The sequence below is a fragment of the Ureibacillus thermosphaericus genome (assembly GCF_012396605.1).
Lineage (GTDB): Bacteria > Bacillota > Bacilli > Bacillales_A > Planococcaceae > Ureibacillus > Ureibacillus thermosphaericus.
The window spans coordinates 88,850-113,895 of record NZ_JAAXPW010000002.1; the positions used below are offsets into that span (position 1 = coordinate 88,850).

The window sequence follows — 25,046 nt, forward strand, 5'->3', positions numbered from 1 at the left end:
AAGGAAAGGAAAGGAACCCCTTTGCTAGTAAATTCTTTTTCCTTAGATTTTATTTATTGCTATCATATAAAACTTGCACTAGGTTTATCAACTATCTTGATTTTTTCATAAAATTTTACAATTAGAAAACTATTGATAGACTAAAAACTTGCTGGATAAAACACTCCAGCAAGCATTTTTTAACATTATTCAACTTTACTTTCAACTACTACAGCATCCGCCTTGATTGTTTCACCGAAAGCAGGTTTTAATGTTTCTTCATATGCTTTTGTAAAGAATTTTTCTTCATATAAACTTTCAATTTCTTCATTTAACCATTCTAATAATTCTGTATTTCCTTTTTTAACAGCTGGAGCGATATAATCCAATTCACCTAAAGTAGGTAATTGCTTAAAAAATCGCAGTTGCTATCTATTTACCTAATAAAGCTCCCCCTCCTAACAGCTTTCTTCGCTATAAAAAATCTGCTCCATTGTATGAACTGGAACAGATTTTATAAAGTTAATAGTTATTGCGAATTGTTTTTAAAGCTTTGGACCATTTAAGCAGTTGGTCGAGCATATCATTTACAGTTTTTGTATGCATTTCTGCTGGTTTGAACTTTGTCATGTTTTCAAAATCAGTGAAAAGAGATAACGCAGGGTGTGTCCGAACATCTGCCACCGCTAATTCTCCCAAAATCCCGCGTAGATGTTCAGCAGCACGTGCTCCTCCAACAGAACCGTAGCTGACAATGCCAGCCGCTTTATTATTCCAAACTTCTCTAGCTAAATCGAGCGCGTTCTTTAAAGCCCCTGTAATACTGTGGTTATATTCTTGCACAATAAAAATAAATCCGTCTAAACTTGCTAATTTTTCATTCCATTTAGCTACTCGAGGATCTACTGTATCAGATGTTGTCGTACCAAAAAAAGGCAAGTCGTAATCAGCGATATCAACGATTTCAAATTCCGCTTCTTCACGATTATCAGCTATTTCTTTTACCCATTTGCCAACTTGAGGACTTACTCGACCTTCACGTGTACTTCCTAAAATGATCCCAATTTTTAATTTCTCTGACATTGTAAGTTCCTCCTAATTATTTTTCTAAAAAACTCTTTATGATAACAATGTTGCCAATTTGTCGAAAAGTTATGATGTCGGAAAATGTAATTTTTATGGATAGATTTTGTCTTGATATTCACATCTATATGTCATGCTGTTTGTTCTTTCGTTCTTCCAAAATATCTTTAATCATTTCAATATGGGAAGACGCCCATGCCTTTTCCCTAAAATGAAGAAACAAAGCAAATGTAATACCTGTGATATAACAAACAATGAAAATCATCCAATTTCGCGTTCCTTCTTGAAACAGGATTTTCTGAAGATGCTCGGAAAAAATTAAAAATAAAAAAGGGATGGACGAAACAAAAATCGGAATCATGCCTGACCCATTTTCCTCTTTTACTAATCGATAGTAAATTAATTGCAACACATCGCTTTCAATTGACTCATAAAATTTTCGAACTTCATAAAGATCTTTTAAATATTTTGATTCATGAATGGCATCTTGATTTTCTTTAAGCCGCTTATAAATTTTGTGAGCGTCTCCACGAAAAATGTTCATCACTTCTCACCCCACAGCGTGAAATTTAGTGGGTTCACCATATTGTTTGCACTCCTCCTATTTGGACTACTTTTATTATTCTTCATCCTTTTAAAAATAAACTTTTCACAATTTTTACGAAATATTAGGCGTTTATCTGTTGTATATCAGTTTTATATATAATATAATTGTTATATATCACATAGGAGGGGATGGCCTTGTTGAGCAATAAAGAGCGTAAAAATATGGTTCAGTTTTTGGTGAAGTATTTTGGACTTGAACCAATTCAGCTTGTAAACATTTCTGATCGTATGTTAGAAGCTACGTATGATTTTGCGTATTCTCGATTTGAAATGGAAACGGATATTTAATGGCATGAACAAAGGGGTAAACATATAAGAGTCGTTTCTCATGGGAAGAAACGACTCATTTTATTTCATCCAAACATATCACTCTTCAATCTTTTCAAATTGTAATGTAAACAATTCAATTTGTCTGCCCCATTCAACGGCCATGTTGATTTCCGTCTCTTCATTTACATTTGTACATTCCCCACAAACATCTGTAATCATTAAGATCCCCTGATCATTTAATAAACCGATTTCAGTGGAAGAACCGGATGGTGTTTCTATACGATAGCCGATTTGTTTTGGAATTGGTTTCTTCCCGATGTATTCGATTTGAAGTATTGATGATTCCTGTTTTTTCTCCATTACCACTTCATAGACAACTCGCCAATTTTTCGTTTCACCGACAAAAGTCCATTCTTTCGTATTTTGGCATGCTGTAAGCACAATGAGAACAATGAAGACAAAAATTGCTCTTTTTATCACTTTGTCACCTCTTCATTCGTATTCCTATGAAATCATTTTGGATCTATGCATTAAAGAGAAAAATTTTGAAGGAATAGTTTCATTGAATTGACGCACGCTAAATTCAAGATTTTTGGGAGGTGATAAGGATGGCGAAGAAAAATAAGACGAGTTTTAAGAAAGATAAAAAGGAGAATAAAAGATCTAATCAACGGGAAGAATATTCAAAAGAGTTTAATCAAGTAATCCACAACAATCCTCCTGCTGAAGTAAGAAAACCCCGAAATGCTTAATTTCAATGGGTACTAGCCCATAAAAAAGAGCGAATGTAGAGAACGATTCGCTCTTTTTTGTAAAGGATGGATATTGATAATTGAAAAATTTAACATTCTCTTTAGAGAATTTTGCTAAAAAACAAAGCTCCAATTTTAAAATTCCTATTCGCTTCCTTCTATTCCTCTATTCATCGAAACTTTAGAGATTTTCCGCAAAATTTCTAACCCCTTAGCCAATTCATCAAAAGATGCATATGCGTATGAAAGTCGTATATGATGCAAGTCGTTTGCAGCATAAATATATCCGGGATTAATCAAAACCTTTTCATTCAACAGTTTTAAAAAGAAAGCTTTATTGACAATCGGCTGATGGAACCTAAGCCAAATATAAAAGCCCCCTGCTGACTTATTCCATGAGGCAATATCTTTAAACTCTTCTTCCAATATCTTTTCTACAAAGGCAACCCTCTCTTTTAGTTGATGTCGGAGCCATGAAACATGATTTTCATATAATTCCGTTGATAACCAGTGAGCCACAATTTCTTGTGAGAAGGAGCTAGACCCATAATCTGTTTGCATTTTAATATCGGCTAATCTCTGGATTACTTGCGTTGGCCCTACTACCCAACCAATGCGTAATCCTGGACTTAACGTTTTCGAAACGCTCCCGATGTATAGCACTTGTCCTGAAGAATCGAAGGATTTAATCGGCGGTGTCGGAGAATCAAATAATAATTCATGGTACACATCATCTTCCACAATCGGAATTTGCAAAGCATTGCACACTTCATACAACTGTTTCTTTTCTTCCACTGAAAAATTTATTCCTGTTGGATTATGCAATGAGGGAATGCAATAAAAAATAGACTGCCTTTTCTTTTTTAAAGATTGTAGGGTTTCTTGTAAATGCTGATTTCGCTGAACCGAGATCATTTGCATCCCCGCAGATTGAAATGGATGCACTGAAGTTAAATAAGATGGATCTTCATGAAATACGATTGAGCCTTCCTCTAACAAGCCAAGAGCAATTAATTGCAATGCCTGAAGTGCCCCTGAAACAATTAAGATATTTTCAGGAAAAGTATAAATCCCCCGCTTTTGTAAATATTCGCACAAAATCTTTCGCAATCGTTCATTCCCTAGAGGTGATGAATAGCCGATTACTTTCGCATCAAGAGAAATTGATTGAAGAGACTGCTTCAACTCTTTTGTCGGAAGTAATTCCGGTGACAACTCCCCTGTTCCAAGGCGAATGACGTCATCGTATTGCTCGTATTCATTAATCAATTGAATGGTATGAATGTTTGGTTTATGAATACTCGATTCAATATGTTGTTTCCAATTCGGTTGGGATTTGTTTAACAGGGCATTCCAAGAATGATTCGCCACATAGACTCCAGAACCCACTTTCGATTCCAATAAGCCATCCGCTTTTAATTCTTCTATCGCCTGTTGCACCGTGCTACGATTTACTTTCAATTGGCTCGCAAGTTTTCGTTGGGGTGGAATTTTTGTGCCAACCGTCCAATCTCCTCTTTCAATGCGAGACCGCATCCAATTGACAATTTGTTCTTGTAGGGTTAAATGGGAATTCCGTTCTGGTTTCCAGTCCAAAAAAATCACCTCTTTAAAATTGGATGGTGCAAAATCCATCCAATTGGTCGTTTTCTTTTAGTTATAACAAAGTATGATTGATTTAGAAAGCGGGGTGAAGAAATGGAACCACTATTACACGGAATCATTTTAGCATTTGGATTGATTTTACCTTTAGGGGTTCAAAATGTATTTGTTTTTACACAAGGTGCTATGCAGCCGAATCTTTTCCGCGCCTTTCCTGCGACAATTACTGCAGCGATGTGCGATACATTGTTAATTTTACTTGCTGTTTTTGGATTATCCGCAATTGTGTTGCAATTTGAATGGTTGCGAATAGGGCTTTTAATGGTGGGAGTCGTATTTTTGTTATATATGGGGTATGCCATTTGGAAAAGCAAACCAGCAATCACTGAAACAAACAACGCGTTGCCAGCCAAAAAGCAAATTATCTTTGCGATTTCCGTTTCCGTCTTGAATCCTCATGCCATCTTAGACATTATAGGTGTGATTGGAACGAGCGCGCTGAAATATGAAGATATCGAACAATTATTATTTACCTTAGCCTGCATCAGCGTATCTTGGATTTGGTTTGTTGGCCTAACCATAGCAGGGGGAGTCTTGAAAAAGTTAGATCGCTCCGGAAGGATTTTAATGATTTTTAACAAATGTTCAGCCATTTTTATTTGGGGCACTGCTATTTATTTAATGACTGATGTATTTGGCCAGCTCTAGTCTTTTCCAATGAAATGCTTAAGAATAGGTTTTCCTTTTTAATTAAATAAAGAGCCATTGCATTTCCTTCTGACAAGCTTGTACAAAAAACAAATTATACCAATTAGCTATTTAAACTTTTCAATGTTATGAACATTATCCCACTTTACTTACAAACCTTTTTCATAATCCAAACTCGAAAATGCTATACCTTTCTCTCATTTTTGATGGATGCTCTTATAATAGAGAAAATTTTCTATATAATGGTTCACGTGACAAAAAATTTGAAAGGTTGTGAAAAAGTGGGTAAATTTCATTGGTTCGTTGTCACGCTCTTGGCAATGCTATTAGCAGCCTGTGGTGGAAATGAAGAATCAAAAAACCTTGAAGAAAATGCAGATGTAGAAGTAGACATAAACGAAGAAAAAAATGAAAAAGTAAACGGAGCAACTACATCTTTTGATGAAGTAAATAAACTCATTCAAGAAGCAACAGAAGGAAATATAGAAGTTGTATACACAAACGAGAGCGCAAATTATTACCATGATATGAAAGGTTTTATTGTCGACGTTCCTGCCTATCAAATTGTGAAAGTCACTGATATGAATCGAGATTTTCTTATTCAATTTGATGACCAACAAGAAGGTTATATCATCATTGCTAAAACAATCATAAACAATACAACAGAGAAAGATATGTACTACAACCTCAATTTTAATATTCGTTTAACACACGAAACAGATTACATCCCATTTGACCTTACATTTTTAAGAAAAGAACTTTTCCCTCGCCCACAAAACGAACAAACACGTGCTTGGGCTCCAGGTGAAATAGCGGAAGGCTATGTCACATTCACTTTAACAAATGAACAATTTGAAGCTATATCTTCTGTAAAACCAAAGTTTGTCATTGAAGGTGGCGTATCTGAAAATGAGTCATTCAAAGAAAGCTTCCTTGATGATGCTGTGTTTGACTTCGTATATAGTGAAGAATATGCAAAAGAAGTTGGAAACGCACCACAATTTTACCCAGATCGTTTAACAACGGCAAACTGGGCTAATAAAGTAATGATTTTTGAAAAATCAAATATCAATGAAACAAAACAAATTGACAATGTAATCATTACGTTAGATGGTGTTCAATATACAGAAGTCATTCCAACCGCTGGCAATGAAGAACGTTTCCGTAACTTTGGCGATAGCGGTGTCGTGGCAATTACGGTGAGACTTTTGATCGATAACCAATCCAGTGAAAAAGTTAATATTGATCAAATTGGTTCAAAATTAAGAATCGATGATAACCGCGGTACAGCTATTGCTAGCGGCATGGTGGAACCTTCTGATGAAAGGGAAGTGAAACCAGGAGAACAAGGCGTTAAACATCATGTCTTTCTATTTAGAAAAGATGAATTTGAAATTTTCAAGAGATTTGATTTAGAATTTGGTCCATTCACAAATGATGAAGGAAAAGATCAATTTAAAGGAAAGACAGTTACTTTTACATTACCAAGATAAACAAAAAAACACCACGTATCGATGCGTGGTGTTTTTTAAAGAGGTTATACACCTGTAGAGACATCAAAAGGTACAAACTCACCATTTATATATGCTTCTAAATATTCTTTGTTACCTTAAACACATGTTTTCTTTCTGTATTTTGCTCTTCTTGTTCATCAAGCTTTACAATTAGTGTAGTCCCGTTCAATTCTAATCTCTTCTACATTTGCAGTAGATGAATAAACAATATAAAAAACATTCCCTTTCGTATTCAATATTTGGAGCTTAGCGTATTCATCTATTCTCTCTTGCACTTTTTTCGGAACAACCTCTAATTCACTTATGCTGAATTGAGATGTCTGACACGCTGCTAAAAACATCAGCATAAAAATAAATACATATTTCTTCATCTATTTCTCTCCCCCTATTTCATTGATTCTACAAAAATTTTCCATCACCTCTTAGATGACTTAAATGCTTAGAAAAACGCAATAACTTCGTCAGATTTGTACTTGAACTCTCTATTCATAGTGCTAAAATCTATAAATAAACTACACATAGTTGGGGGTCTTTTTTCAATGAAGCTAAATGAAAAAGAATTAGAAATACTTGGAGTGTTAGAGAAAGACGCTCGAATCGAAACAGCAGACCTTGCAAAAATGGTGGGCTTAAGTATAGAAGAAACAGAATCCATTCTAAAAAAACTTGAGAGTGATCAAGTCATTGTTAAATATTTAACAATGATTGACTGGACAAAAATCGATGAACATCAAGGCGTTCGAGCAATGATTGATGTGAAAGTAACCCCTAAACAAGGCGTTGGCTTCGATGAGATTGCTGAAAAAATTTATCGTTATGATGAAGTACAATCTGTTTATTTAATGTCCGGTACTTATGACTTATCCGTTATTGTTGAAGGCAACACTTTAAATGAAGTGGCAAATTTTGTATCACAAAAATTGTCTACATTGGAATCTGTCGTATCAACAACAACTCATTTCATCTTGAAAAAATACAAACATGATGGAATTATTTTAGAACAAGAGAAAAAAGATAAAAGAATTGTGGTGTCATAAATGAAGGCAACAAAAAGTACATATATTTCCAGAACAGTTAGAGAATTAAAACCCTCAGGTATTCGTCGTTTTTTTGATTTAGCTGCAGGAATGGAAGGCGTCATCTCCCTAGGTGTTGGTGAACCTGATTTCGTCACTCCTTGGCATGTTCGAGAAGCGGCGATCCGTTCCATTGAAGAAGGATATACTTCCTATACACCGAATGCGGGTCTTCTAGAACTACGCGAAGAAATCACAAATTATGTAAAAAACCGTTATCATGTGGAGTATTCCCCTTCCGAAGTCATTGTCACAGTGGGGGCAAGTTCAGCAATCGATACAGCGATGCGCACGATTATCGATCCAGGCGATGAAGTTATTGTTGTAGAACCCTGCTTCGTATCATACAGCCCTACCGTCACTCTTGCAGGCGGCATCCCAGTCCCAGTGCAAGCGTTAAAAGAAAATGACTTTAAAATTTTACCAAGTCAAATTGAAGCAGCAATCACGCACAAAACGAAAGCGATGATTATTTGCTTCCCTAACAATCCTACAGGGACGCTCTTAAATAGAACAGAGTTAGAAGCTCTTGCGGAAATTGCCAAAAAATATGATCTACTCGTGATATCGGATGAAATTTATGCCGAACTTACATATGATGATTCCTTTACAAGTATGGCCTCTCTCCCTAGTATGCGGGAAAGAACCATTTTAGTGAATGGATTCTCAAAAGCCTTTGCCATGACAGGTTGGCGACTAGGTTATGTATGTGCACCGGAAGAAATTGCAAGTGCGATGTTGAAAGTTCATCAATATGCATTGATGTGTGCATCCACAAATTCACAATATGCAGGTTTGGAAGCGTTGCGCAATGGACAAGGTGAAGTGGAGAAAATGGTGAAAAGTTATCGTCTCCGCCGTAATTTCATTGTGAATTCCTTTAATGAAATGGGGCTTACTTGCCACATGCCAGGCGGTGCTTTCTATGCCTTCCCTTCCATTGAATCAACTGGTCTAAGCTCTCAAGAATTTGCAGAACGATTATTGTTAGAACAAAGCGTTGCCGTTGTACCAGGTGATGTCTTTGGCGAAAGCGGCGAAGGCCATATCCGCTGCTCTTACGCAACATCAATGGAAGAGTTAAAAGAAGCAATGAAACGAATTAAACGCTTTATTGATTCGTTGTAATATTAGACTTGATTTGTACAGGCTGTTAAGGTTGCTTAGCAGTCTGTTTTTTTTGAACATGATAACTTTGGCGAAATACTTGCAACTTTATTTTACATTCATTTCTTCCCTTCCTTCTCCCTCCAAAAAAACAGGACATTTGCAACTTTCTCTTTTTTCATTTCCTTGCTACACTCCTTTTAACAAAATTCATTTTTTGAAATTTTTTACTGAGGTGATTCATTTGAAATACAAGTTATTTAGTAACTTATTGTTGTTTTCAATCATCCTTCTCGCCGCTTGTTCTACCACCAATGACGACGTTCCTGCAACGATAGAAGCCAACCCTGACACCGGATATGGTAAAACCTTTCAAGAACTCAGAATTGGCAACCTATTAAACTTTGATTTCCAATTAAATAATGCGGATCAAACGTGGGTAACGATTTGGGTGGAAAGTTACCAGGATGGAAAACAAAAAGAACAATCGGCCGCTCAATTGGCTTATGGATTAAGCCCTAACAAAACAGAGCAGGGTCCTTTAGGAATCGGTATGTTTGAAACCGTCGATGGATCATATCTATTTATTTATTCCAACAACATCTCATTGAAGCCAACAAAAATTGATATCCCCAATTCCGAAAACATCATTAGCGAATGGAAATATGCTTTAAATGAAGAAACATTAGAATTAAATCAGTCCTATCTATTAGGAGTATATCGAGCATCAGAAAATGAAATGGCAGTTTACGATTTACAAGATGAAAAAGAAGTCGAACAAATGATTCAAGACTCTAAGTATGTCCTACTAGTGAAAATGAAAATTGAAGAAAATGAAGGTTAAAATTGAGAAGGAGTTGAAAATTTTGGATAATATTGTATCAGAAGTTTTATTTTCCATCTATGTCATCATCATGATTATTACTTCTATTGTTTATTTACGCCAATTAGAAAAAGCACGAAAACACCGAGCGTTGACTGCTTTTGAACGGACGATGTATATCCTAATTCAAGTTGGCTATTTGTTATTTGCGGCTAGCCTGCTTATTTTTGTATTTACTTAGACGTGAAAAAGCCTGATCTAAAAGTCCAAAACTTTTGGATCAGGACCGACTCCTTATGATGAATATTTCTCTCCTTATAGTAATCACATCTAGCATACCGCCTTGTCAAGCGGAAGTATCAGTCAAAAAGTGTGCGTTTACGGAGCAACAAGTTCCCCTTCAACTAGCCATTTGTAGTTTTTTACTTCTTCTCCTGTTGTTGTTGTAAAGTCCACCATGTAGACAGGTCCTTCTTCTGCCGTTTCAATCGTTGCCGATGCACCTCTCATGCCTGGTATATGTTCTGTATTAATTACCAATTCCCTACCAGGTTCCATTGGATCTCCACTTGCTCCTTCTAACTCCTCATGAATCACCCATTTATAATGTTTTACTTCCTCACCGCCATCTGTTGGTCTAAAAGATACAGAGTAAGCCGTTGTATCATAAGCTCCGACAACTACTCCTTCTGCTCCTTCCATGCCATCCATATGGTTTGCATAAATTTTTACTTTACTGCCAACTGGGAAGGCTGGATTGTCTGCCACTTTTAAGTCTAACGGTACTTTTCCAGAACGATCTTCAATGGCATCTGCTTGTTTCGTTTCTACTTGTTCTTCAGAAGTTTGTTGATTTTCCACTTTATTCTTGTCTATTTGTTCAGATGTATCCCCACATGCTACAACAGTGAATAAAAAAGATAGTAAAAATAATGTAAAAGTCCAATTTTTTTTCATGAAAACCCTCCCCTGCTTTTTATTATTAGGTTTGTCAATTTTAATCTTTATATACATAAATCTGCCTGATTGAACCCTAATTCAAACGCTTTTGAAACCAATTGGAAAAAGAATCGTAATTATGAATAAAAAGGGGAGGATGGATATGGAAACAAAAAAATGTTTTAAATGCGGAGGAACGGAATTTGCAGAAGGCACAGACTACATGCCAATTAAACCAAGCCTCATGTCGATGAGTGGTGCAAATAAAATTTACACATTTTGTTTACATTGTGGAGAAGTAGATTCCATACGAATCGAAAACACAACGATTTTCAAAAAGAAATAGGGGCTTTCCCCCCCTCGCTTTCTTAAGCTTTTAACAAACTTTCTCCTACAGTAGTCGAAACAAGTTTGCACAATCCTCGTCGCAAAGGGGCCATCTCAATATGACTTTTCAGACGGCCCCATGATAACTACTTATTGCACTCTTGCTATAACCGTTTTAAAAATGCCAAATCCCTTTAATTGAAGAACGAGCTTTTCTTTCATAGCAATAGGAGTTTGTACATAAACAAACAAGTCATCTATGGTAAACTCTCGATAGTTTTGCACATTCTTCGGTTTTCTTGGCAACACAACGAGCTCTTGGATATCTGGAGCACAACACCCTTTCACTTCTAACAATTGCACCGTTAATTGATTCCCCTTTGAACGAATCCAGTCTTTTACACCCTCATGGATTTCTACGTGCATGTTCCTCCCCCGTTTCGGTCAAATTTTTTCTTTATCATATATGATGCAAAAGATGAAGAAAATACTTTTGTTTAGGAACAGCACTTTACATTGAGAATCACACATAAACCGCAAGTCGCACGAAAACGACTTCCCTCCACTTACTCGATTCAAGTGCAATTGAAATTCATGAATTCAGGGAAACCTATCATGTCGCTTTTTTATTAACGATTTCTTTTCCAAATAAAAAACTGATAAGAAAAATTCCTATCAGTTTTCCAAATGTTCTTGATGGTCCTGTTTGTTTTCATTTTCGTAGGCTATTAATGCGACACCAAGTTTATGCTCCAGCGCCTTAATTTCTGCCAACTGTTCTTCCGATAAGTGTGCGTATTGCCAATCCTCCATATTTTTCACCTCACAAAGAGTATGGTCAAAAAAAGAAAAAAATACGCTTCTTCCTTTTTATTTTGACCTTATACCGGGCACATCATCTTATACTCATACCATTTCTTCTACTCTTTATAGAATACAAATCCTTTTCGATATTTTTTTGCTTCATATAAAGCTTGATCAGAATTGGATATAAGCGTCTTTACATCAATGCCGTCTTGAGGGAAGATGGCAATACCGATGCTCGAAGTGACGACTATCGATTGATCCTCTATTTGATAAGGAACTTGAAAGGCTTTTTGTAACCTCGTTGCAATTTCAACAAGGGTTTGTTTTCCACGGATATTTTTAATTAAAATCAGAAATTCGTCGCCACCAATGCGGCAAAGGACATCTCCTTCACGCACATTCTTTTTCAACCGATTGGCAAATTTTATTAATAATTGGTCCCCTACTTCATGGCCGAGAGTATCATTCACCTTTTTGAAATCATCCATATCGATAAACATAACACCGAACATGCCATTATTTCTTCTTGCTTCTTCTACGACTTTTTTCATTTCTTTTGTAAAATAACGCCGGTTCGTCAGTCCTGTTAACGGATCGTGGTACGCAAAATATTTTAACTGTTCCTCATAGTGTTTCTTCTCGGTTACGTCTCTCACTACAAGCTGATTCACATATTGCCCTTCAAAAAACACACGCATCATTGTAATTTCCGCCCACAAAACTTCCCCATCGACCCGCTTCATTTTCTCGAGTACTGTTGTTTGAATTCCTTCTATTAATAACTTTCTAATCGAAAACTGTTGCTCCGTATGAATCAATTGCCATACAGACATACCTAATACGTCTTTTTTGGAACGAGCGCCAATCAGGTCCATGCCAGTTTGATTGATGTAGATGACAGCATCATCTTTTATCATAAAAACCGCATATGGAAAAAACTCCAATAAATTGCGGTAACTTTCTTGATTCGATTCGAGTTTCCGTCGAATTTCCATTTGCTCTGTAAAATCTTTATACGTACCAACCGCAAGGACATTGCCTTCATTTACTGCACCATAGGAAGCTAAAATATCTAATACTTTTCCATCTTTTCGTTTTCTTTTCGTCATATAATAGGGAACATTTTTTCCGCTTTTTAAAGTATTCAATAGTTGTTGAAATTCTTCTTGGTCTTGCTCCTGAAAAACAAGTAAATGATTAGGAACTTGCCAATCTTCCTCCGCACACCCAAGAATCTTTGCGAAAGCAGGGTTTGCCATTAACACTTTCCCATCATAATCAACAGTAAATAAGGCATCATTGGAGTTATTCCATACGAGTTCCAATACATCAGGATCTACAGATTGTTTAAAATCCATTCCATTCTCTCCTTTGAAGGATAAAAAAAGGGTCTCAACATGAGACGCTCACTTCTGTTATTGTCAGAAAACCAAGATGAAACTATACATTTTCATATTGTATTACTTCGGCCTTTCGATTAAAAATATATTGCCTATCGTAGCATATTTCGGACCTGCTAATCGGCTGATAGGATTGAGTTCTCTTGTTTTAATATATGAATGGTCATAGATTTTTTCATCTAAATGCACGAGCACAATTTCACCTATAAATAAATCGCAGCTCGGCCCTTCACCATTGATGCCCCCTAAAGGAATCCCTTTTACCAGTTTACATTCCAATCGCACTTTCGCTTCTTCTACTCCCGGAACACTTACCATTTCACTTTCTACTGGAGTTAATTTTGCATATTCCAGTTCACTTTTATCACTTGGTAAGTTTGCCGATGCCAAATTAAATTTTTCTATATTTTCATGATCCGCAACATGCACAACAAATTCCTGCGTATTGTAAATATTTCGAGCAGTGTCTTTCATTTTTCCATCTTTTCGTTGTACAGAAATCGAAAGCATCGGTGGGTTGGCTGAAACGATATTAAAATAGCTAAAAGGTGCTCCATTGACAACGCCTTCAGTGGACATCGTCGTAACAAAGGCAATCGGTCGAGGAATAATCATACCAGTAAGTAAAGTATAATTCTCTCTTTCACTTATTTCTTTTGGATTAATGGAAAGCATGCATAAGTCACCTTTTCTAAAAGATTGTCCGGCCCACTACAGCCTTCTTGATTTATTTTATTACATGATAATTAAATATTTTCCTCAATATAACTTTCGAATGGGGAAAATATTATTTTTTCAGAAATGTCGCGGGACTGACGATGGAAAGAGTTTGTTGAGGATTGGTTTAAGATCCATCCCCTTAATTAATAAGAGTCTTGGGGACTTAAATTGGGCACTTGTGCAAACAATGAATACGAGGGCTTCTTCAATAAAGGTTACATTCAAAATAAAGAATTGAGGTTAAATGAGGATTTATGGGAATGGACTTATGCAAAAGTCGTTTAAAGGAGAGAAAGGCACTTTGTCATGGAAATTGTGAGGAAAATGGCAACGTTTGTAATCACTAAGCAGACAACATTTTCAACGTTCCATTTCCCCCACTACTAACACTTTAGAAATACACGACCGTCCAGACGACGGATGTTATAAAGTAGGTAATCGCAAAGGGAGTTAGTTTCGGGACAAACTTTACAAACACCACAAACAGCACTGCACCAATACACAATAATAAAACCCACGGATGAACATTCAGCACATTGACCGTAAACATGTGCACAAATGTCGCAACAAATGCAGCACTAAATGCTTTTAATAATAAGATGAGTTCTTCTTTTTGATGCGTTGACAAAACAATCCCTCCCCTCTTACCCCCAATGTATTATTTTCCACAGGAAATAGAACTCTGTTTACAGAAATTCCAATCATTCGTAATTTTTTCGTGCGTATCTTCTAGAAGCTGTGTGGAGTATTGAGAAGATAATTGAATACGGATGAAGTAAACGGTCGGTATAACGCTTTTTCCAAAAAGAAATGATTTGATCTTTTAATCGCCCTTGAGTGCTACACTCTTTTTGCAACAGGAGAAATGGAATGTAAAGTTGGTGGGATGATACACTTTGATGATGGGAAAGAACGACCTATATCGCTAACGTTAGAATTGCCAAAACAATTTTCTTCACGTGAAATAGTGGATTTAATTCATTAGATGATGTGGAACAAGGAGGCATCATGACATTACCCATAAACAGCTATCGATGTTAAATATACTAGTCCAAATGGGGAATGGCGAACCTGTTCAATGGCAAAATAGCGCAAAAGAATTACAGGATATGTACGGAACATTGTTTCAAAAGTAAATAAAAATAAGGCAATCAACAAAACGTTGGTTGCCTAAATACCCATAGCAAACAAATTACGAAAGTAGTTCCCGCAACTCTATTGTCATGGCTTCGACAAGTTCAGGTCTTCCATGGAACTGAGCAGGTGTATTTTGAAACAATTCAATAAACCAGTGATCGTCTTTTCTCACCGCTACAACTGTATGATGAGCATTGACGGAAGGTTCAATATCCGATTCTCCAGGCGGGACCATCCCAGCAATCGCACGTAAAAAGGCAATATCGCTTCCTAAAAAACGTATATCCTTCACCTTCGTTACATAAGGAGCCGTTGGATGACTTTCAAAAATAGGCGCTAAATGCGAGAGGATTTCTTCCTGTCCAATCGCCATACTTCCATCAAATCCAATCTGCACCCCTTCTTCTCCAAACAAAGCAGCCATGCCTTCAGCATCTCTTCGATTCCATGCATCAATCCATTGTTCATATAGTTTTTGGATTTCTAGTTTACTAGCCATTTCTTTCCCTCCCCTAAAGCAGCAAACACTACTCAGTGTACGCATTTCCCATGCTTTGATATAACAGCACTTCTACCACGTACAAAATACTGCTATGGTTTGATAATACTCGAAAATCAATAATTTTTCGATAAAAATCGAGGATTTCAATCTAAACTTTAGTATGGAAAGAGGGGTTTCTATTTAGACATAACATATAGATGACAACCAACAAGTAAATGGAAAAAATATTCCTTGTACCAGTATTATAGATACAGTATTAAAATACAATCAATCATGATGAGACACATGTACCTATAGTCTAAAACTAATTACTACTGGAAGTTCAACCCTGGATTGTAAAAAGTTCTTGTAGAAAAACCAGATTATTTTAAATGAATCAATATTCAAAAAAATCAGTACTATAGAAACTGTCTCCCTCATTTGCGTGACAACATTACGTAAACTATTACTTTTGCTGGATTTAAACGTCTAAGTAAGTCAGAACCAGATGGTCAATTGCTTTTACAGTGAACTATGATGACTTGTATCACACTAAAATACCAAATAAAGATAAGTGGTTACCTGACTATTCTATTTATAAAGAAGGAATTTGATTTAGAGAAAATAAAGCAGTGGGAAGCCGATACAGAAGTACGAAACTTCTTTGAAAAACTATTAAAGTAGAATTAAAACATGTAAAGTATCAACTACCTGAAACATCTTGTGAACTTGGAAATATGTATTTGGATAGAACTCTGATTTCACATTCAGAGATAGGATTCAACCATTTCCTTTTTTCAACAAGTTTTGATATCCAAATGGAGTTACATTATAATATGCTTTAATCGCATTACTCTTAAGCAACTCTTCTTTTTGAAAAATGATATTAATAGGTTTTTCTGCAAGTTGGGTCGAAAAGTAATATTTAGCACTACTTTCCTTCGCAATAGTGGAAGGTTCATCAATTTGCCCATTTTCTCTGATTTCTCTTGCTTTAGCATAAAAATCTTCTTTTTTTAGATTGTATTTTAAAAATATATATTTTTGAAACTCATATCTATCTACAAGCATTAATTCCGCTGAATAAATATGTTCAACTTTCAATTTTTCAAGTGGAACATCCTTACGAATCGGCCATATTAAAATATAATGATTTGTTTCTTTAGTATTATCGTAGAACCAACCTTCTTTAACTTTTCCGTCTTTAATGTAGGTTAATTCAAATGCAAATGTAGGAAGTCCATTTGGATATCTTATTGCTGCCTTCTCATCCACTATATATTCTTTTTGCTTAGTTGAAAATTTTAAATCTACTCCTTTATTTTGCATATCTTTATCTACAAATCGATGATAAGTTTCAAAATTAAAATTTGAATAAAAATATTTTTCTAAAAATTCAACAACCACATTTTCACCTTTTATATCATTATCAAATTCACTTTTCATTACAACCACCTCAAATTTAGTTATTCTATATAGAACTTACAAATTCCTCCATAAAAAAAAGACTATGGATTTACCATAGCCTTTAAACAAATAATTCTATTTGTTCGGATGTCACTAGTTCTTTCGAATCAATCTCAATAATTGTTTGTCCCATTTTTGTAATTAAATCCACTACTAGAGCATTTCCCATGCAAAAATATCGCATACGTTCAGACATACCAGCAGTCCAATTATCAGGGAAAGAATTTAACCGTTCGCATTCTATCGGTGTTAAAAATCTTTTTCTTCCATTTACTTCAACAATATGAGTGCTCCGATTTACAGTACCTTCACTTGTTAGCATTGTTCGCCCAGGACCATTTAAATCATCTGTCGGAGACATGCCGCCTTCGGAGAAAATATATCTATGCCCATTAGCTGAGATACGCTCAATTTTTTTTGGTCCACGTAAATATTCAAACTTTCTTTCTGTTTCCTCGTCTAGGTAATACTTTTCATCCACTTCATCTTCATTTAGCAAAATATCTTTTAATGGTGTAAACTTTTCTTCCAAAACTTCCGGATGTGCTGTAAACACTTCATCCCCAATCATAACACCTGCCGGATAAAAACCAAACGAAAATTTATCTGAAATATCCACGATATCTTTATTAAGTTTTACATAGTCAACTCTATTTTTGTATGCTTCTTCTTTTACCGGGAAAGTCTTCGCGAAAAATCCTTCTTTAAAAATAATTTCATACGGATTTAGACGCTTTTGACGGTATGCAAAGTCTGAATTGTTTTTATAAGCAAAGATAAAAATTCTTCTTCTCTTTTGTGCTCCGCCATATTCAGCTGCATTGATTACTCGCCATTCCACGATATAATTTAAATCCCTTAAAGTAGCAAGCATAATAGCAAAATCACGGCCACGTTGTTTTGATGGGGATTTTAATAGTCTATCTACATTCTCAAGTAAAATATATTTTGGATGGGAATTTTCAATCACTCTTTTGATTTCCCAAAATAATACTCCTTTTTTTCCTTCAATTCCTTTTTCTCCAGAAAGAGATCTTGCAACAGAATAATCTTGGCATGGAAAGCCCCCAACTAATAAGTGGATATTTAACTGTTGAAATTTTTCACTAGGAACTTTCGCAATATCCATATTGCTATATTCATCTATACCAATATTTTTGAAATTCCTTGAATAACATTCAAAAGCATCTTGAGTTTTTCTGGCCGGTTCCCATTGGTTAGCCCATACTGTTTTGAAAATATCTGCATTCGCTTTTTCCAATCCCAGCCTAAAACCGCCCACGCCAGCAAATAACTCGACTACATTTAGAGTCTTATTCACAAGGCGAACATCCTTTCCCTTTTTTTATGTCTATTATAATAAAATTCTATGAAAAGATCAACAATCTTCTACTTTTCATTTAATTTTTACTTTACCTCTTCAAATTCTAAAATTGATAAATCTTGATTAAATTTATACTTTATTAGTTTTAAATTCGACCATTCAGCGGTTATTGGTGGTCTTCTACCCTGAATAAAATTTCTTTTACCAATACTATCTTTTAATTTTATCACTTCTTTAGGAAAATCTTTAGCAACAATAAATGCCTCTATCATATTATAATCGCCAAAACTATATTCTTGGTTAATCCAATCCACATATTTCATTGCTTGATGTACTACTTCTGTTGTTGCAGTGTCTTTTTTTATTTCAATCATTAGGTATCTAGATATCGTATTAAAACCAGGAATATATCTATATCCGAATATGTCCATCTTGTCCATGTAGTAAACGGGTTTAAAAGGGGATGCTACGACCTGGTGAGAAATGTAATCCCAACTACCAAAAATACCATTTCGATTATTCATAATATAATCTATTATTCCCGCTTCAATCGCCATTTCATGCTTTATTGTTTCTCCATTTGAAGCTAATTTCAAAATGTTATTAGCCGTAATTTTATAGTCATCATTATATATTTCCTTAATTCTTTCATGCACATCCTTGGAAACTTCTATTATATTATTAGGCTTTTTTATTTCATTTTCATTTCTTTTTAGAATAATATCTAATAGTGCCTTATTTTCAACATCATCAATTTTAATAAAAGATAGATTTGCAAAAACGCGCAACATTTTAAAAGCAGATGGATTGGATGATAAGACATCATCCGTATCTATACCTTCAGTAAAAAAATATGGTGCTGGCTCAAAAGTACAAATAAATCTGTTCTTTAGGTTTTCATTTTTATCCAAAATCATTTTTGATTTTAACAATTCATATTTTTCAACTTTTGGTATATCTGCTCCAGGAAAATTTAAAAACTTGCAATCGCCTTTAATATTAACCAATTTACCTACACCATAAATTTTACGATCTATGAAGAAATAGACATTATCTCCTTCCTTCATAGATAAGTAGTCAGCAATTGTTCCTTCCTGAGGAGTGTTCCATTCTTCTTTATTGATGTTTAAGTTAGTACTATATACACCCGATTGAATTACTTTATTAAGTACATTTTTTATTTCCGATTCCTTTTTATTTTTACTTTGTAGAGCAAATATATATCCCGCCATATCAATTACTCTCCAATGTCTTTTACGATTTCATAGATATAATCAGCATTTAACCAATAACATTGCTTCGTAATCCACTGTCCATCAGGTAATTTTACTTTGTCACTAGCATCTTTTCCTTTTGGACGAACATGAAGTACACCGTTGAAATTTGACTTAGGAAAGTTATTTTCTACGCCTTTCTTTGTTTGTTTCAAAATAACGCCTTCTTTTAAAACTCTCCTTATTTCCTTCCAATATTCAAATACTTCATTTTCAATCGTTTCAACTGGCATATGCCAAAGCTTAATACCTTTAAATCTAAGAACATTATTTTCATCGTATTGAAATACAACAAAGAGTATTTGTGTTTCTAAAAAGTAATTTCGAATAAAACTATTTTCCCAATTTTCCTCTAATATTTCATAGAAATCAATATTCACAAAAGACATACTTTCCTTTGGACGACCATTTTGTTGTAAACGAACTGTTTTAAATTGAATATTTGCTTTTGCAAACTCTGAAATTTTATCAAGTTTTGTTCTTTTGACACCAAGTAATGCACTTATTAAGTTCGGAACTGCAGCCCTATTTTTTGGATTGATTTTTATATTTAGTTTGTCCGCCATTTCTTGCATAGACATGCCAATATAAGGTGAGAACTTTTCATGAAGCAATTGTTCAATTGTTTTCTCTTTTAATTCATCAAAATTAGCGAATTTTACCAGTTTTTCTTTTAAAATAATTTGTCTAACAAGAGCTGTCATATATGATGTTTTCAAAGAATAAGCCCTTTGCATGGCTGGAATATCACTGAAAGGTTGTTGTCTTAATGAATTTTTATTAGCCCCTTTGGTACAAGCACCTAAATATTGGGTATCACCTTCTGATAATTTATGCGCCTCTCCTGCACGAATTTTATTTACAATGTACTCCCAATCTTTTTTTATGATTTCTAAATCTTCTTCCGGAAACGTAAATAAAATAGTTTCTACAATACGATAGTCACCACGATCAATATTCGGCTTCCATTCGTAAAACATTAGCAATAATTTATTGTTTTTTTCCCAAAAACTTGAGCTCCAAAAATCTTTTTGGACTTCTTCCATATAATTAATTATGTTTAATACTAATCTTTCTTTAGCTGACAATGTTTTATTTTTATTTTGTTTAAAGGGGGTTACTTTCAATTCAATACCCAAATTAGAAAAATCTGCTTCAGCTTTAGAGTTTACCTCATATCCAAAAAAACTTTCTTCAATAATATTACCTAATGCACCAGTTGCCCCCTTCTTACTGAGACGATTATACTTATCAATTTCCTTAAATGTTTTTCCCCTAGCTTGTTTTGCTTTTAAAAGTAGCTCTTCTTCATTAAAATATTTCATTCGCCATTCACACCTATTTACTAAATGATAATTTAGATTATTATTGTTTAAAGTATAACAAGGATGTTTTACATACATCCTTGTTTCTAACAAACAATGTATTTTTACTCTTAATTTAAATTATAGCTGAAATATTCAGTTAATTAATAATATCTATTAACTCTAAAGTACATAAAAATTGCATTTAGTTTGATGGCTCATAATTTTACATGATGTATTATTCCTTTTTTAAAAGATGTAAAAATATATCTTTTCCTATCGAAAATTTTCTAGTAACTGAACAAACCTCCTATGACTCCCCACCATGTTTTCCGGCAAGTTGTTGCGTTTAAAGAAGCGGACTTCGAGGGTTTCGGAGGGTTGGCATTGCAGGGTTCCTTCGAATTCATTCGTATAAAATACCGCTGTAACGCTATAAAACTCATCGCCGTTTGGGGTTTTGGTGTAAAATTCCTTCCCTGAGAAAACGTGAAGGAGTTTTAAGTTTCGGATTTCCAAACCGATTTCTTCTCGCACTTCCCGCTCCGCCACTTCTTCAAAGCTTTCCCCCAGCTCCATCAAGCCGCCTGGAAGTCCCCATCTACCTTCTGGCCGTTTTTGCAACAGCACTTCTCCTTTTTCGTTGCAGATGATCACTACCGATCCCGGTAAAATTAACGGTTTTGTCCCAACATACTGTCTTAAAAATTTATAGTATTCCATCACATGTCTCCTGTTCGATTATTTCCATTCCTATTTTTTTCTTGCATTTACGCTTATACCAACATGCCTTTTCTCTTATTGTGACCCTATTATCCCGTTTTGTGAAGTGATTGAGTTGCAATAAAAAAAGAGACGCTTTCGCATCTCTTTTATTGATTTACAAGTAATCGAATTTGATTTTCTACTGTCGTGCATAATTGAGGACCAAATGGCGTTCTTATCACAAACCCTAATTTTTCGTGTTTTAAAAAGTCATGTAATAAAAACGCACCGACAGAAGCCAGTTCAACCTGTACGTCGACTCTTCGCTCCAACGTTTTTAAAAACTTCCCTACTTCTACTAGCAATTCCCTATCTATTGCATCCATATAAATGCATACGTCAATATCGCTTCTTTCTGTCGTCACCGAAATACCCGTTGCGAGCTCAAATCCGACGCTTCCAGTCGGCCCCCATCGTAAGTTGAATTGTTCAAAAGCCTGTTTTATTTTTTTCAAAGTGGGAAGATGTATTTCATTGGTATATCCTTCAATTCGATCCACTAATTCAATAGGTGTCATCACTTCTACAATACGGCTTTTATGAATAAACGTTCCGAAGCGCTGTTCTCTTGTATTACCGCGTAAACCGATTGGAACCATATCGTCCATAATGGGCATTCTTCTGACTACCCCATAGTTTTTCGCTGCAGGTGCATTAAACACCCAATCTGGAATTGGAGTCGTTTTTTCGAGAACAGCAATGCTTTCAAATTTCACAATATCATGTACCTTTATTTCCATTGTGCCTCAATCATCTCTCTTACTTTAATAGAAGCTGCTCTGCCGCCGTTTTTAGCAATTTCAGATGTTAATCGGCAAGATAAATCTCGATCATTGTGCTTTTGAATGTCGTGATATGCGTCGATAATAGCATCCATTAACACCTTTTTGTCATCATCATTTGGATTTTTCCCATTTACCCCATCCAGCAATTGATAGAGTGCTCCAAGCTTTTGGAATGATTGGATATCATAAGCCATCGCCGGAACTTCCTTCGCTGCTTCATCCAGTTCTTCAATGGAACGCATCGTGATGATTGCCGCTGATTTTTTCGACATCACATGGACGTTGACGCCATCATCATATAAAGCAATTAAGCGATTCCCTTGCATGCCGTGGGATAAGAACGCCCCGGAAATCGCATTTCCAACAATCGCCGTCACAATTGGATGCCCCGCAAGTCTCGCTGTTGCATAAGCATCGATTGCCGCGGAACAAGCCAAATAAAGGCCGAGCAATTCTTCATGATAACCAAAGGCTTGGCTTGGTACATCGACAATTGGAATAATTAGTCGTTTTTCGGCCGCATCGCAGTCCTCATCAATCGCCTGCTGCACATATTTTGCGATGGTCCATCCTTCCAATAAACCAACTTCCCCTTTACGAGCACGGTAATAAATGTTTTCTGGATTTGGCACAACCGCAATGACTCGCGCTTTGATGCCATTTATCGTTGTATCTGCTACTAATACCGATGGAACTTCACTAATGGATGGTTTGCCATTCGTCAATAAGTTGAACCACTTTCTTCCTGTGCTTTCTACAACTTCTGTTGGAACTGGCAATTCTGTATCTTGAATTTCTGTGTCTGTCGCTAACAATTCCCTTGCGACTTCTGGCAATATTCTTTCTTCTAATGTACAAGATTTATATAAGGATAAATAATGATCAATTTGTTTTGTTCTATTTTTGAATTCAATTTCTCCGTTCCAAACGCTCAAAATCGCTTCTTTAAAGTTTTGTACATCATCTTCTACTAAAATATCAATCAATCCAGCTTCTTTACGAGCTGCTCCACCAATCATTTTCCATATTAATGGATTGTTTCTGGAATCCAGTTCTCGAATTCCCGCTTCTTGCTGGATGACTTCCGGTCCATTCATTCCTAAACGGCCTTCCCGCGTCATAATCAATGCACTGCATAATCCTGCTGTTAAGGACATGCCACCAAAAGATCCGATTTTTCCTGGAATGATGCCAACAACAGGCACATACTCGCGCAATTCCACGATGGCCGCACTAATTTCCGCAATAGAGAGCAAGCCGTAATTTGCTTCTTGCAAACGCACTCCACCTGTATCGTAAATGATAATAGGATATATTCTATTGCCCTTCTTGCATTCTTTTAAGATTTTTTCCAATGTACCTGCGAATTTGGCTCCCGACACTTCTCCAATTCCGCCGCCTTGGAATTTTCCTTCAATGGAAATCACGACGGCATCATTGCCATTCAGTTTTCCTTTGACAATAATCATGCCATCATCAAATTGTGGTACGATGTTTTGTTTTTCCAAGTGCGGAGACCCAAATCGATCAAAAGGGCCTAATATTTCATAAGCGCTTCCTTGGTCCAGTAGCTGGAATGCTCTTTCCCGCGCTAAACTTTCTACTAAACTATTCGTCATAACCTTTACCATTTCCACTCACCTCCACTGCTTGTGCCAAACGAAGGGAAACGATTCCCGGTGTTGCCCCGAAATCGTTAATCGTAATGCGGGCTGAAACATCATTTAGGCTGACAAAACGCTCGATGACTTTTTTCCACGTATCTTGGAAGCCCGTAATCCCAGTACGAATTTCAAATACTGCTTGATTATCATCAGTCGGTTCCACAAGCACTTCCAAATCGCCTGATCCGACAACGCCAACATGGGCTCGATTTGTAATTTTCTTTGTCGCTGGAAATGAATATGTGAACTTCTCCACTCTACCTCTCCCCTTTTTTAAGTGGTTGTGACAACTTCCATTTGATGTGCATATTGCGTTTGACAAATTTTATAGATATAAATGGTAGCGGCTAGTAAGTCAGCGCTCCCTCCTGGCGATAAGTGCCGCTTCACAAATTGCTCATTCATATCTTCCAGTTCTTCTAAATTCCCATTATTCAGAACTTTCTTGGCGTACCGTTTGGCAAATATTAAACCTTCCATTCCGCCACGGTGCAATAGGCACGTATCATCTAAATTTGCCATTAGCGCTAGTAACGCTCTGAACTTTGCAATTTCATAATTATAACGTTGTAACGATGACTTAAATTCCGGCAAACTGTAATGGCGAATGTGGGGAAAAGCCAGTTGTGCCTCTGCCTTCGCACCCAAAACTCCATATTTTTGAATCGCCTTCATGCCATTAGTTCGTTGAAAGGGAATAAATCGATCTTCGTATCGCGCAATTTCTCCCGCAGTAAAACAAAGGGTTTCTTCATCGCACGCTCCGCAATGGATGGCTGCTGCGGCTGTAATTAATCCAAGCGACCAAATGGCTCCTTTATGGGTGTTGACGCCCTTTGTCACTTGAAACATCCTCATTTCGCCTTGTCTACCAATCTCACCGATTCTTTCCCGCAAATATTGAGAAGGCTTTTCACCATATGACTCAAAGGCCATTTGATAGAAGGTTTCTCGTAAACTTTGCGCTGACTCAATCATCATGTGATACGTTAAATCATCATGTGAACCTTGGTCATTTCGGTCCACAAGCCCAGGTTTGGGAGTTAGCGATACTTCTTCAATGAGTGAGGAAACTGCTAATTCAGCTAATGTGGATGATAATTGGTATGCATCAATCACTTGTCTCCCCCTC

31 protein-coding genes are annotated in these 25,046 nt (G+C 35.9%); 9 read left to right on the forward strand and 22 right to left on the reverse strand.

Annotated elements, in window-relative coordinates; all coding sequences use genetic code 11:
- Positions 1–185: 185 nt before the first annotated feature.
- From HF990_RS01730 to HF990_RS01740, 3 genes are all read right to left on the reverse strand, one after another.
- The gene (locus tag HF990_RS01730; protein ID WP_016837393.1) at positions 186–368 is read right to left on the reverse strand and encodes a hypothetical protein; all 183 of its coding nucleotides are present in this window, start codon (positions 366–368) and stop codon (positions 186–188) included.
- A 133-nt stretch (positions 369–501) separates the two neighbouring features.
- Positions 502–1,062, reverse strand: a complete 561-nt coding sequence (locus HF990_RS01735; protein WP_016837394.1) for an NADPH-dependent FMN reductase — start codon at positions 1,060–1,062, stop codon at positions 502–504.
- 124 nt (positions 1,063–1,186) lie between these two features.
- Positions 1,187–1,606 (reverse strand): hypothetical protein, encoded by a 420-nt coding sequence (locus HF990_RS01740; RefSeq protein WP_016837395.1) that lies wholly within the window; start codon positions 1,604–1,606, stop codon positions 1,187–1,189.
- Between the two features lie 197 nt (positions 1,607–1,803).
- Between HF990_RS01740 and HF990_RS01745 the strand changes: the two genes are divergently transcribed.
- Entirely contained in the window at positions 1,804–1,956 is a 153-nt protein-coding gene (locus tag HF990_RS01745; protein ID WP_168411853.1) for a hypothetical protein, read from the forward strand.
- 78 nt (positions 1,957–2,034) lie between these two features.
- Here the strand turns inward: HF990_RS01745 and HF990_RS01750 are convergent, their stop codons facing one another.
- Positions 2,035–2,418, reverse strand: coding sequence for a hypothetical protein (locus tag HF990_RS01750; protein ID WP_016837397.1), 384 nt, complete (start codon positions 2,416–2,418; stop codon positions 2,035–2,037).
- A gap of 128 nt (positions 2,419–2,546) precedes the next feature.
- On the opposite strand from HF990_RS01750, the gene HF990_RS01755 reads away from it, so the two are divergent.
- Positions 2,547–2,690 (forward strand): hypothetical protein, encoded by a 144-nt coding sequence (locus HF990_RS01755; RefSeq protein WP_168411855.1) that lies wholly within the window; start codon positions 2,547–2,549, stop codon positions 2,688–2,690.
- A gap of 144 nt (positions 2,691–2,834) precedes the next feature.
- Here HF990_RS01755 and HF990_RS01760 read toward each other — a convergent pair whose 3' ends face one another.
- Positions 2,835–4,286 (reverse strand): aminotransferase-like domain-containing protein, encoded by a 1,452-nt coding sequence (locus tag HF990_RS01760; RefSeq protein WP_016837399.1) that lies wholly within the window; start codon positions 4,284–4,286, stop codon positions 2,835–2,837.
- A gap of 102 nt (positions 4,287–4,388) precedes the next feature.
- On the opposite strand from HF990_RS01760, the gene HF990_RS01765 reads away from it, so the two are divergent.
- A complete protein-coding gene (locus HF990_RS01765; protein WP_016837400.1) occupies positions 4,389–5,000 on the forward strand; it encodes a LysE/ArgO family amino acid transporter in 612 nt (203 codons plus the stop codon).
- 281 nt (positions 5,001–5,281) lie between these two features.
- Positions 5,282–6,493, forward strand: a complete 1,212-nt coding sequence (locus HF990_RS01770) for a DUF5068 domain-containing protein (RefSeq protein ID WP_311733624.1) — start codon at positions 5,282–5,284, stop codon at positions 6,491–6,493.
- Positions 6,494–6,651: 158 nt separating this feature from the next.
- On the opposite strand, the gene HF990_RS01775 is transcribed toward HF990_RS01770, so the two are convergent.
- Entirely contained in the window at positions 6,652–6,885 is a 234-nt protein-coding gene (locus tag HF990_RS01775) for a hypothetical protein (protein WP_168411857.1), read from the reverse strand.
- Positions 6,886–7,053: 168 nt separating this feature from the next.
- On the opposite strand from HF990_RS01775, the gene HF990_RS01780 reads away from it, so the two are divergent.
- The 4 genes from HF990_RS01780 (at position 7,054) to HF990_RS01795 (ending at position 9,761) form a co-directional block, all read left to right on the forward strand.
- Positions 7,054–7,551, forward strand: a complete 498-nt coding sequence (locus tag HF990_RS01780; RefSeq protein ID WP_016837404.1) for an Lrp/AsnC family transcriptional regulator — start codon at positions 7,054–7,056, stop codon at positions 7,549–7,551.
- Positions 7,552–8,718, forward strand: coding sequence for an aminotransferase (locus tag HF990_RS01785; RefSeq protein ID WP_016837405.1), 1,167 nt, complete (start codon positions 7,552–7,554; stop codon positions 8,716–8,718).
- A 223-nt stretch (positions 8,719–8,941) separates the two neighbouring features.
- Positions 8,942–9,541, forward strand: coding sequence for a hypothetical protein (locus HF990_RS01790; protein WP_168411859.1), 600 nt, complete (start codon positions 8,942–8,944; stop codon positions 9,539–9,541).
- A gap of 22 nt (positions 9,542–9,563) precedes the next feature.
- Entirely contained in the window at positions 9,564–9,761 is a 198-nt protein-coding gene (locus HF990_RS01795) for a hypothetical protein (protein ID WP_247595793.1), read from the forward strand.
- A 137-nt stretch (positions 9,762–9,898) separates the two neighbouring features.
- Here the strand turns inward: HF990_RS01795 and HF990_RS01800 are convergent, their stop codons facing one another.
- Positions 9,899–10,477 carry a YdhK family protein gene (locus HF990_RS01800; RefSeq protein ID WP_016837407.1) on the reverse strand — a complete coding sequence of 193 codons (579 nt, stop codon included), beginning with the start codon at positions 10,475–10,477 and terminating at the stop codon, positions 9,899–9,901.
- A 145-nt stretch (positions 10,478–10,622) separates the two neighbouring features.
- Between HF990_RS01800 and HF990_RS01805 the strand changes: the two genes are divergently transcribed.
- Positions 10,623–10,805 carry a hypothetical protein gene (locus tag HF990_RS01805; RefSeq protein ID WP_016837408.1) on the forward strand — a complete coding sequence of 61 codons (183 nt, stop codon included), beginning with the start codon at positions 10,623–10,625 and terminating at the stop codon, positions 10,803–10,805.
- A gap of 131 nt (positions 10,806–10,936) precedes the next feature.
- Here the strand turns inward: HF990_RS01805 and HF990_RS01810 are convergent, their stop codons facing one another.
- The 15 genes from HF990_RS01810 to HF990_RS01880 form a co-directional block, all read right to left on the reverse strand.
- Complete coding sequence (locus HF990_RS01810; RefSeq protein WP_168411860.1) at positions 10,937–11,212, reverse strand: CC/Se motif family (seleno)protein; 276 nt, start codon at positions 11,210–11,212, stop codon at positions 10,937–10,939.
- 249 nt (positions 11,213–11,461) lie between these two features.
- Positions 11,462–11,599, reverse strand: coding sequence for a hypothetical protein (locus HF990_RS01815; RefSeq protein ID WP_016837410.1), 138 nt, complete (start codon positions 11,597–11,599; stop codon positions 11,462–11,464).
- 107 nt (positions 11,600–11,706) lie between these two features.
- Positions 11,707–12,951 carry a sensor domain-containing diguanylate cyclase gene (locus HF990_RS01820; protein WP_016837411.1) on the reverse strand — a complete coding sequence of 415 codons (1,245 nt, stop codon included), beginning with the start codon at positions 12,949–12,951 and terminating at the stop codon, positions 11,707–11,709.
- A gap of 102 nt (positions 12,952–13,053) precedes the next feature.
- Positions 13,054–13,668, reverse strand: a complete 615-nt coding sequence (locus HF990_RS01825; RefSeq protein WP_016837412.1) for a flavin reductase family protein — start codon at positions 13,666–13,668, stop codon at positions 13,054–13,056.
- A 436-nt stretch (positions 13,669–14,104) separates the two neighbouring features.
- A complete protein-coding gene (locus HF990_RS01830) occupies positions 14,105–14,341 on the reverse strand; it encodes a hypothetical protein (protein ID WP_016837414.1) in 237 nt (78 codons plus the stop codon).
- Between the two features lie 564 nt (positions 14,342–14,905).
- Positions 14,906–15,349 carry an SgcJ/EcaC family oxidoreductase gene (locus HF990_RS01835; protein ID WP_168411862.1) on the reverse strand — a complete coding sequence of 148 codons (444 nt, stop codon included), beginning with the start codon at positions 15,347–15,349 and terminating at the stop codon, positions 14,906–14,908.
- A 762-nt stretch (positions 15,350–16,111) separates the two neighbouring features.
- Positions 16,112–16,777 (reverse strand): hypothetical protein, encoded by a 666-nt coding sequence (locus HF990_RS01840; protein WP_096550218.1) that lies wholly within the window; start codon positions 16,775–16,777, stop codon positions 16,112–16,114.
- An 82-nt stretch (positions 16,778–16,859) separates the two neighbouring features.
- A complete protein-coding gene (gene dcm, locus HF990_RS01845) occupies positions 16,860–18,119 on the reverse strand; it encodes a DNA (cytosine-5-)-methyltransferase (protein ID WP_096550216.1) in 1,260 nt (419 codons plus the stop codon).
- Between the two features lie 86 nt (positions 18,120–18,205).
- The gene (locus tag HF990_RS01850; protein ID WP_096550215.1) at positions 18,206–19,354 is read right to left on the reverse strand and encodes a hypothetical protein; all 1,149 of its coding nucleotides are present in this window, start codon (positions 19,352–19,354) and stop codon (positions 18,206–18,208) included.
- 5 nt (positions 19,355–19,359) lie between these two features.
- Entirely contained in the window at positions 19,360–20,721 is a 1,362-nt protein-coding gene (locus tag HF990_RS01855; protein ID WP_168411864.1) for a Sau3AI family type II restriction endonuclease, read from the reverse strand.
- 255 nt (positions 20,722–20,976) lie between these two features.
- On the reverse strand, positions 20,977–21,423 hold the full coding sequence (locus HF990_RS01860; RefSeq protein ID WP_168411865.1) for an NUDIX hydrolase: 447 nt from the start codon (positions 21,421–21,423) through the stop codon (positions 20,977–20,979).
- Positions 21,424–21,572: 149 nt separating this feature from the next.
- The gene (locus HF990_RS01865; RefSeq protein ID WP_016838821.1) at positions 21,573–22,205 is read right to left on the reverse strand and encodes a malonate decarboxylase holo-ACP synthase; all 633 of its coding nucleotides are present in this window, start codon (positions 22,203–22,205) and stop codon (positions 21,573–21,575) included.
- A complete protein-coding gene (gene mdcD, locus HF990_RS01870) occupies positions 22,196–23,881 on the reverse strand; it encodes a biotin-independent malonate decarboxylase subunit beta (RefSeq protein ID WP_016838820.1) in 1,686 nt (561 codons plus the stop codon). The genes HF990_RS01865 and mdcD overlap by 10 nt, the downstream gene beginning before the upstream one ends.
- Positions 23,859–24,170 carry a malonate decarboxylase subunit delta gene (locus HF990_RS01875; RefSeq protein WP_016838819.1) on the reverse strand — a complete coding sequence of 104 codons (312 nt, stop codon included), beginning with the start codon at positions 24,168–24,170 and terminating at the stop codon, positions 23,859–23,861. Before HF990_RS01875 ends, mdcD begins: the two co-directional genes overlap by 23 nt.
- Positions 24,171–24,187: 17 nt before the next feature.
- Positions 24,188–25,033, reverse strand: a complete 846-nt coding sequence (locus tag HF990_RS01880) for a triphosphoribosyl-dephospho-CoA synthase (RefSeq protein ID WP_168411867.1) — start codon at positions 25,031–25,033, stop codon at positions 24,188–24,190.
- Positions 25,034–25,046: the final 13 nt, after the last annotated feature.

Excerpts from the sequence above, each read along its gene's own strand:
- HF990_RS01865 (WP_016838821.1), bottom strand. The coding sequence starts at position 22,205 with ATGGAAATAAAGGTACATGATATTGTGAAATTTGAAAGCATTGCTGTT.
- HF990_RS01835 (WP_168411862.1), bottom strand. The coding sequence starts at position 15,349 with ATGGCTAGTAAACTAGAAATCCAAAAACTATATGAACAATGGATTGAT.
- HF990_RS01825 (WP_016837412.1), bottom strand. The coding sequence starts at position 13,668 with ATGCTTTCCATTAATCCAAAAGAAATAAGTGAAAGAGAGAATTATACT.
- HF990_RS01765 (WP_016837400.1), top strand. The coding sequence starts at position 4,389 with ATGGAACCACTATTACACGGAATCATTTTAGCATTTGGATTGATTTTA.
- HF990_RS01800 (WP_016837407.1), bottom strand. The coding sequence starts at position 10,477 with ATGAAAAAAAATTGGACTTTTACATTATTTTTACTATCTTTTTTATTC.
- HF990_RS01810 (WP_168411860.1), bottom strand. The coding sequence starts at position 11,212 with ATGCACGTAGAAATCCATGAGGGTGTAAAAGACTGGATTCGTTCAAAG.
- HF990_RS01860 (WP_168411865.1), bottom strand. The coding sequence starts at position 21,423 with ATGGAATACTATAAATTTTTAAGACAGTATGTTGGGACAAAACCGTTA.
- HF990_RS01805 (WP_016837408.1), top strand. The coding sequence starts at position 10,623 with ATGGAAACAAAAAAATGTTTTAAATGCGGAGGAACGGAATTTGCAGAA.
- HF990_RS01735 (WP_016837394.1), bottom strand. The coding sequence starts at position 1,062 with ATGTCAGAGAAATTAAAAATTGGGATCATTTTAGGAAGTACACGTGAA.
- HF990_RS01815 (WP_016837410.1), bottom strand. The coding sequence starts at position 11,599 with ATGGAGGATTGGCAATACGCACACTTATCGGAAGAACAGTTGGCAGAA.
- HF990_RS01840 (WP_096550218.1), bottom strand. The coding sequence starts at position 16,777 with ATGAAAAGTGAATTTGATAATGATATAAAAGGTGAAAATGTGGTTGTT.
- HF990_RS01855 (WP_168411864.1), bottom strand. The coding sequence starts at position 20,721 with ATGAAATATTTTAATGAAGAAGAGCTACTTTTAAAAGCAAAACAAGCT.
- HF990_RS01850 (WP_096550215.1), bottom strand. The coding sequence starts at position 19,354 with ATGGCGGGATATATATTTGCTCTACAAAGTAAAAATAAAAAGGAATCG.
- HF990_RS01820 (WP_016837411.1), bottom strand. The coding sequence starts at position 12,951 with ATGGATTTTAAACAATCTGTAGATCCTGATGTATTGGAACTCGTATGG.
- mdcD (WP_016838820.1), bottom strand. The coding sequence starts at position 23,881 with ATGGTAAAGGTTATGACGAATAGTTTAGTAGAAAGTTTAGCGCGGGAA.
- HF990_RS01785 (WP_016837405.1), top strand. The coding sequence starts at position 7,552 with ATGAAGGCAACAAAAAGTACATATATTTCCAGAACAGTTAGAGAATTA.
- HF990_RS01740 (WP_016837395.1), bottom strand. The coding sequence starts at position 1,606 with ATGAACATTTTTCGTGGAGACGCTCACAAAATTTATAAGCGGCTTAAA.
- HF990_RS01775 (WP_168411857.1), bottom strand. The coding sequence starts at position 6,885 with ATGAAGAAATATGTATTTATTTTTATGCTGATGTTTTTAGCAGCGTGT.
- HF990_RS01755 (WP_168411855.1), top strand. The coding sequence starts at position 2,547 with ATGGCGAAGAAAAATAAGACGAGTTTTAAGAAAGATAAAAAGGAGAAT.
- HF990_RS01780 (WP_016837404.1), top strand. The coding sequence starts at position 7,054 with ATGAAGCTAAATGAAAAAGAATTAGAAATACTTGGAGTGTTAGAGAAA.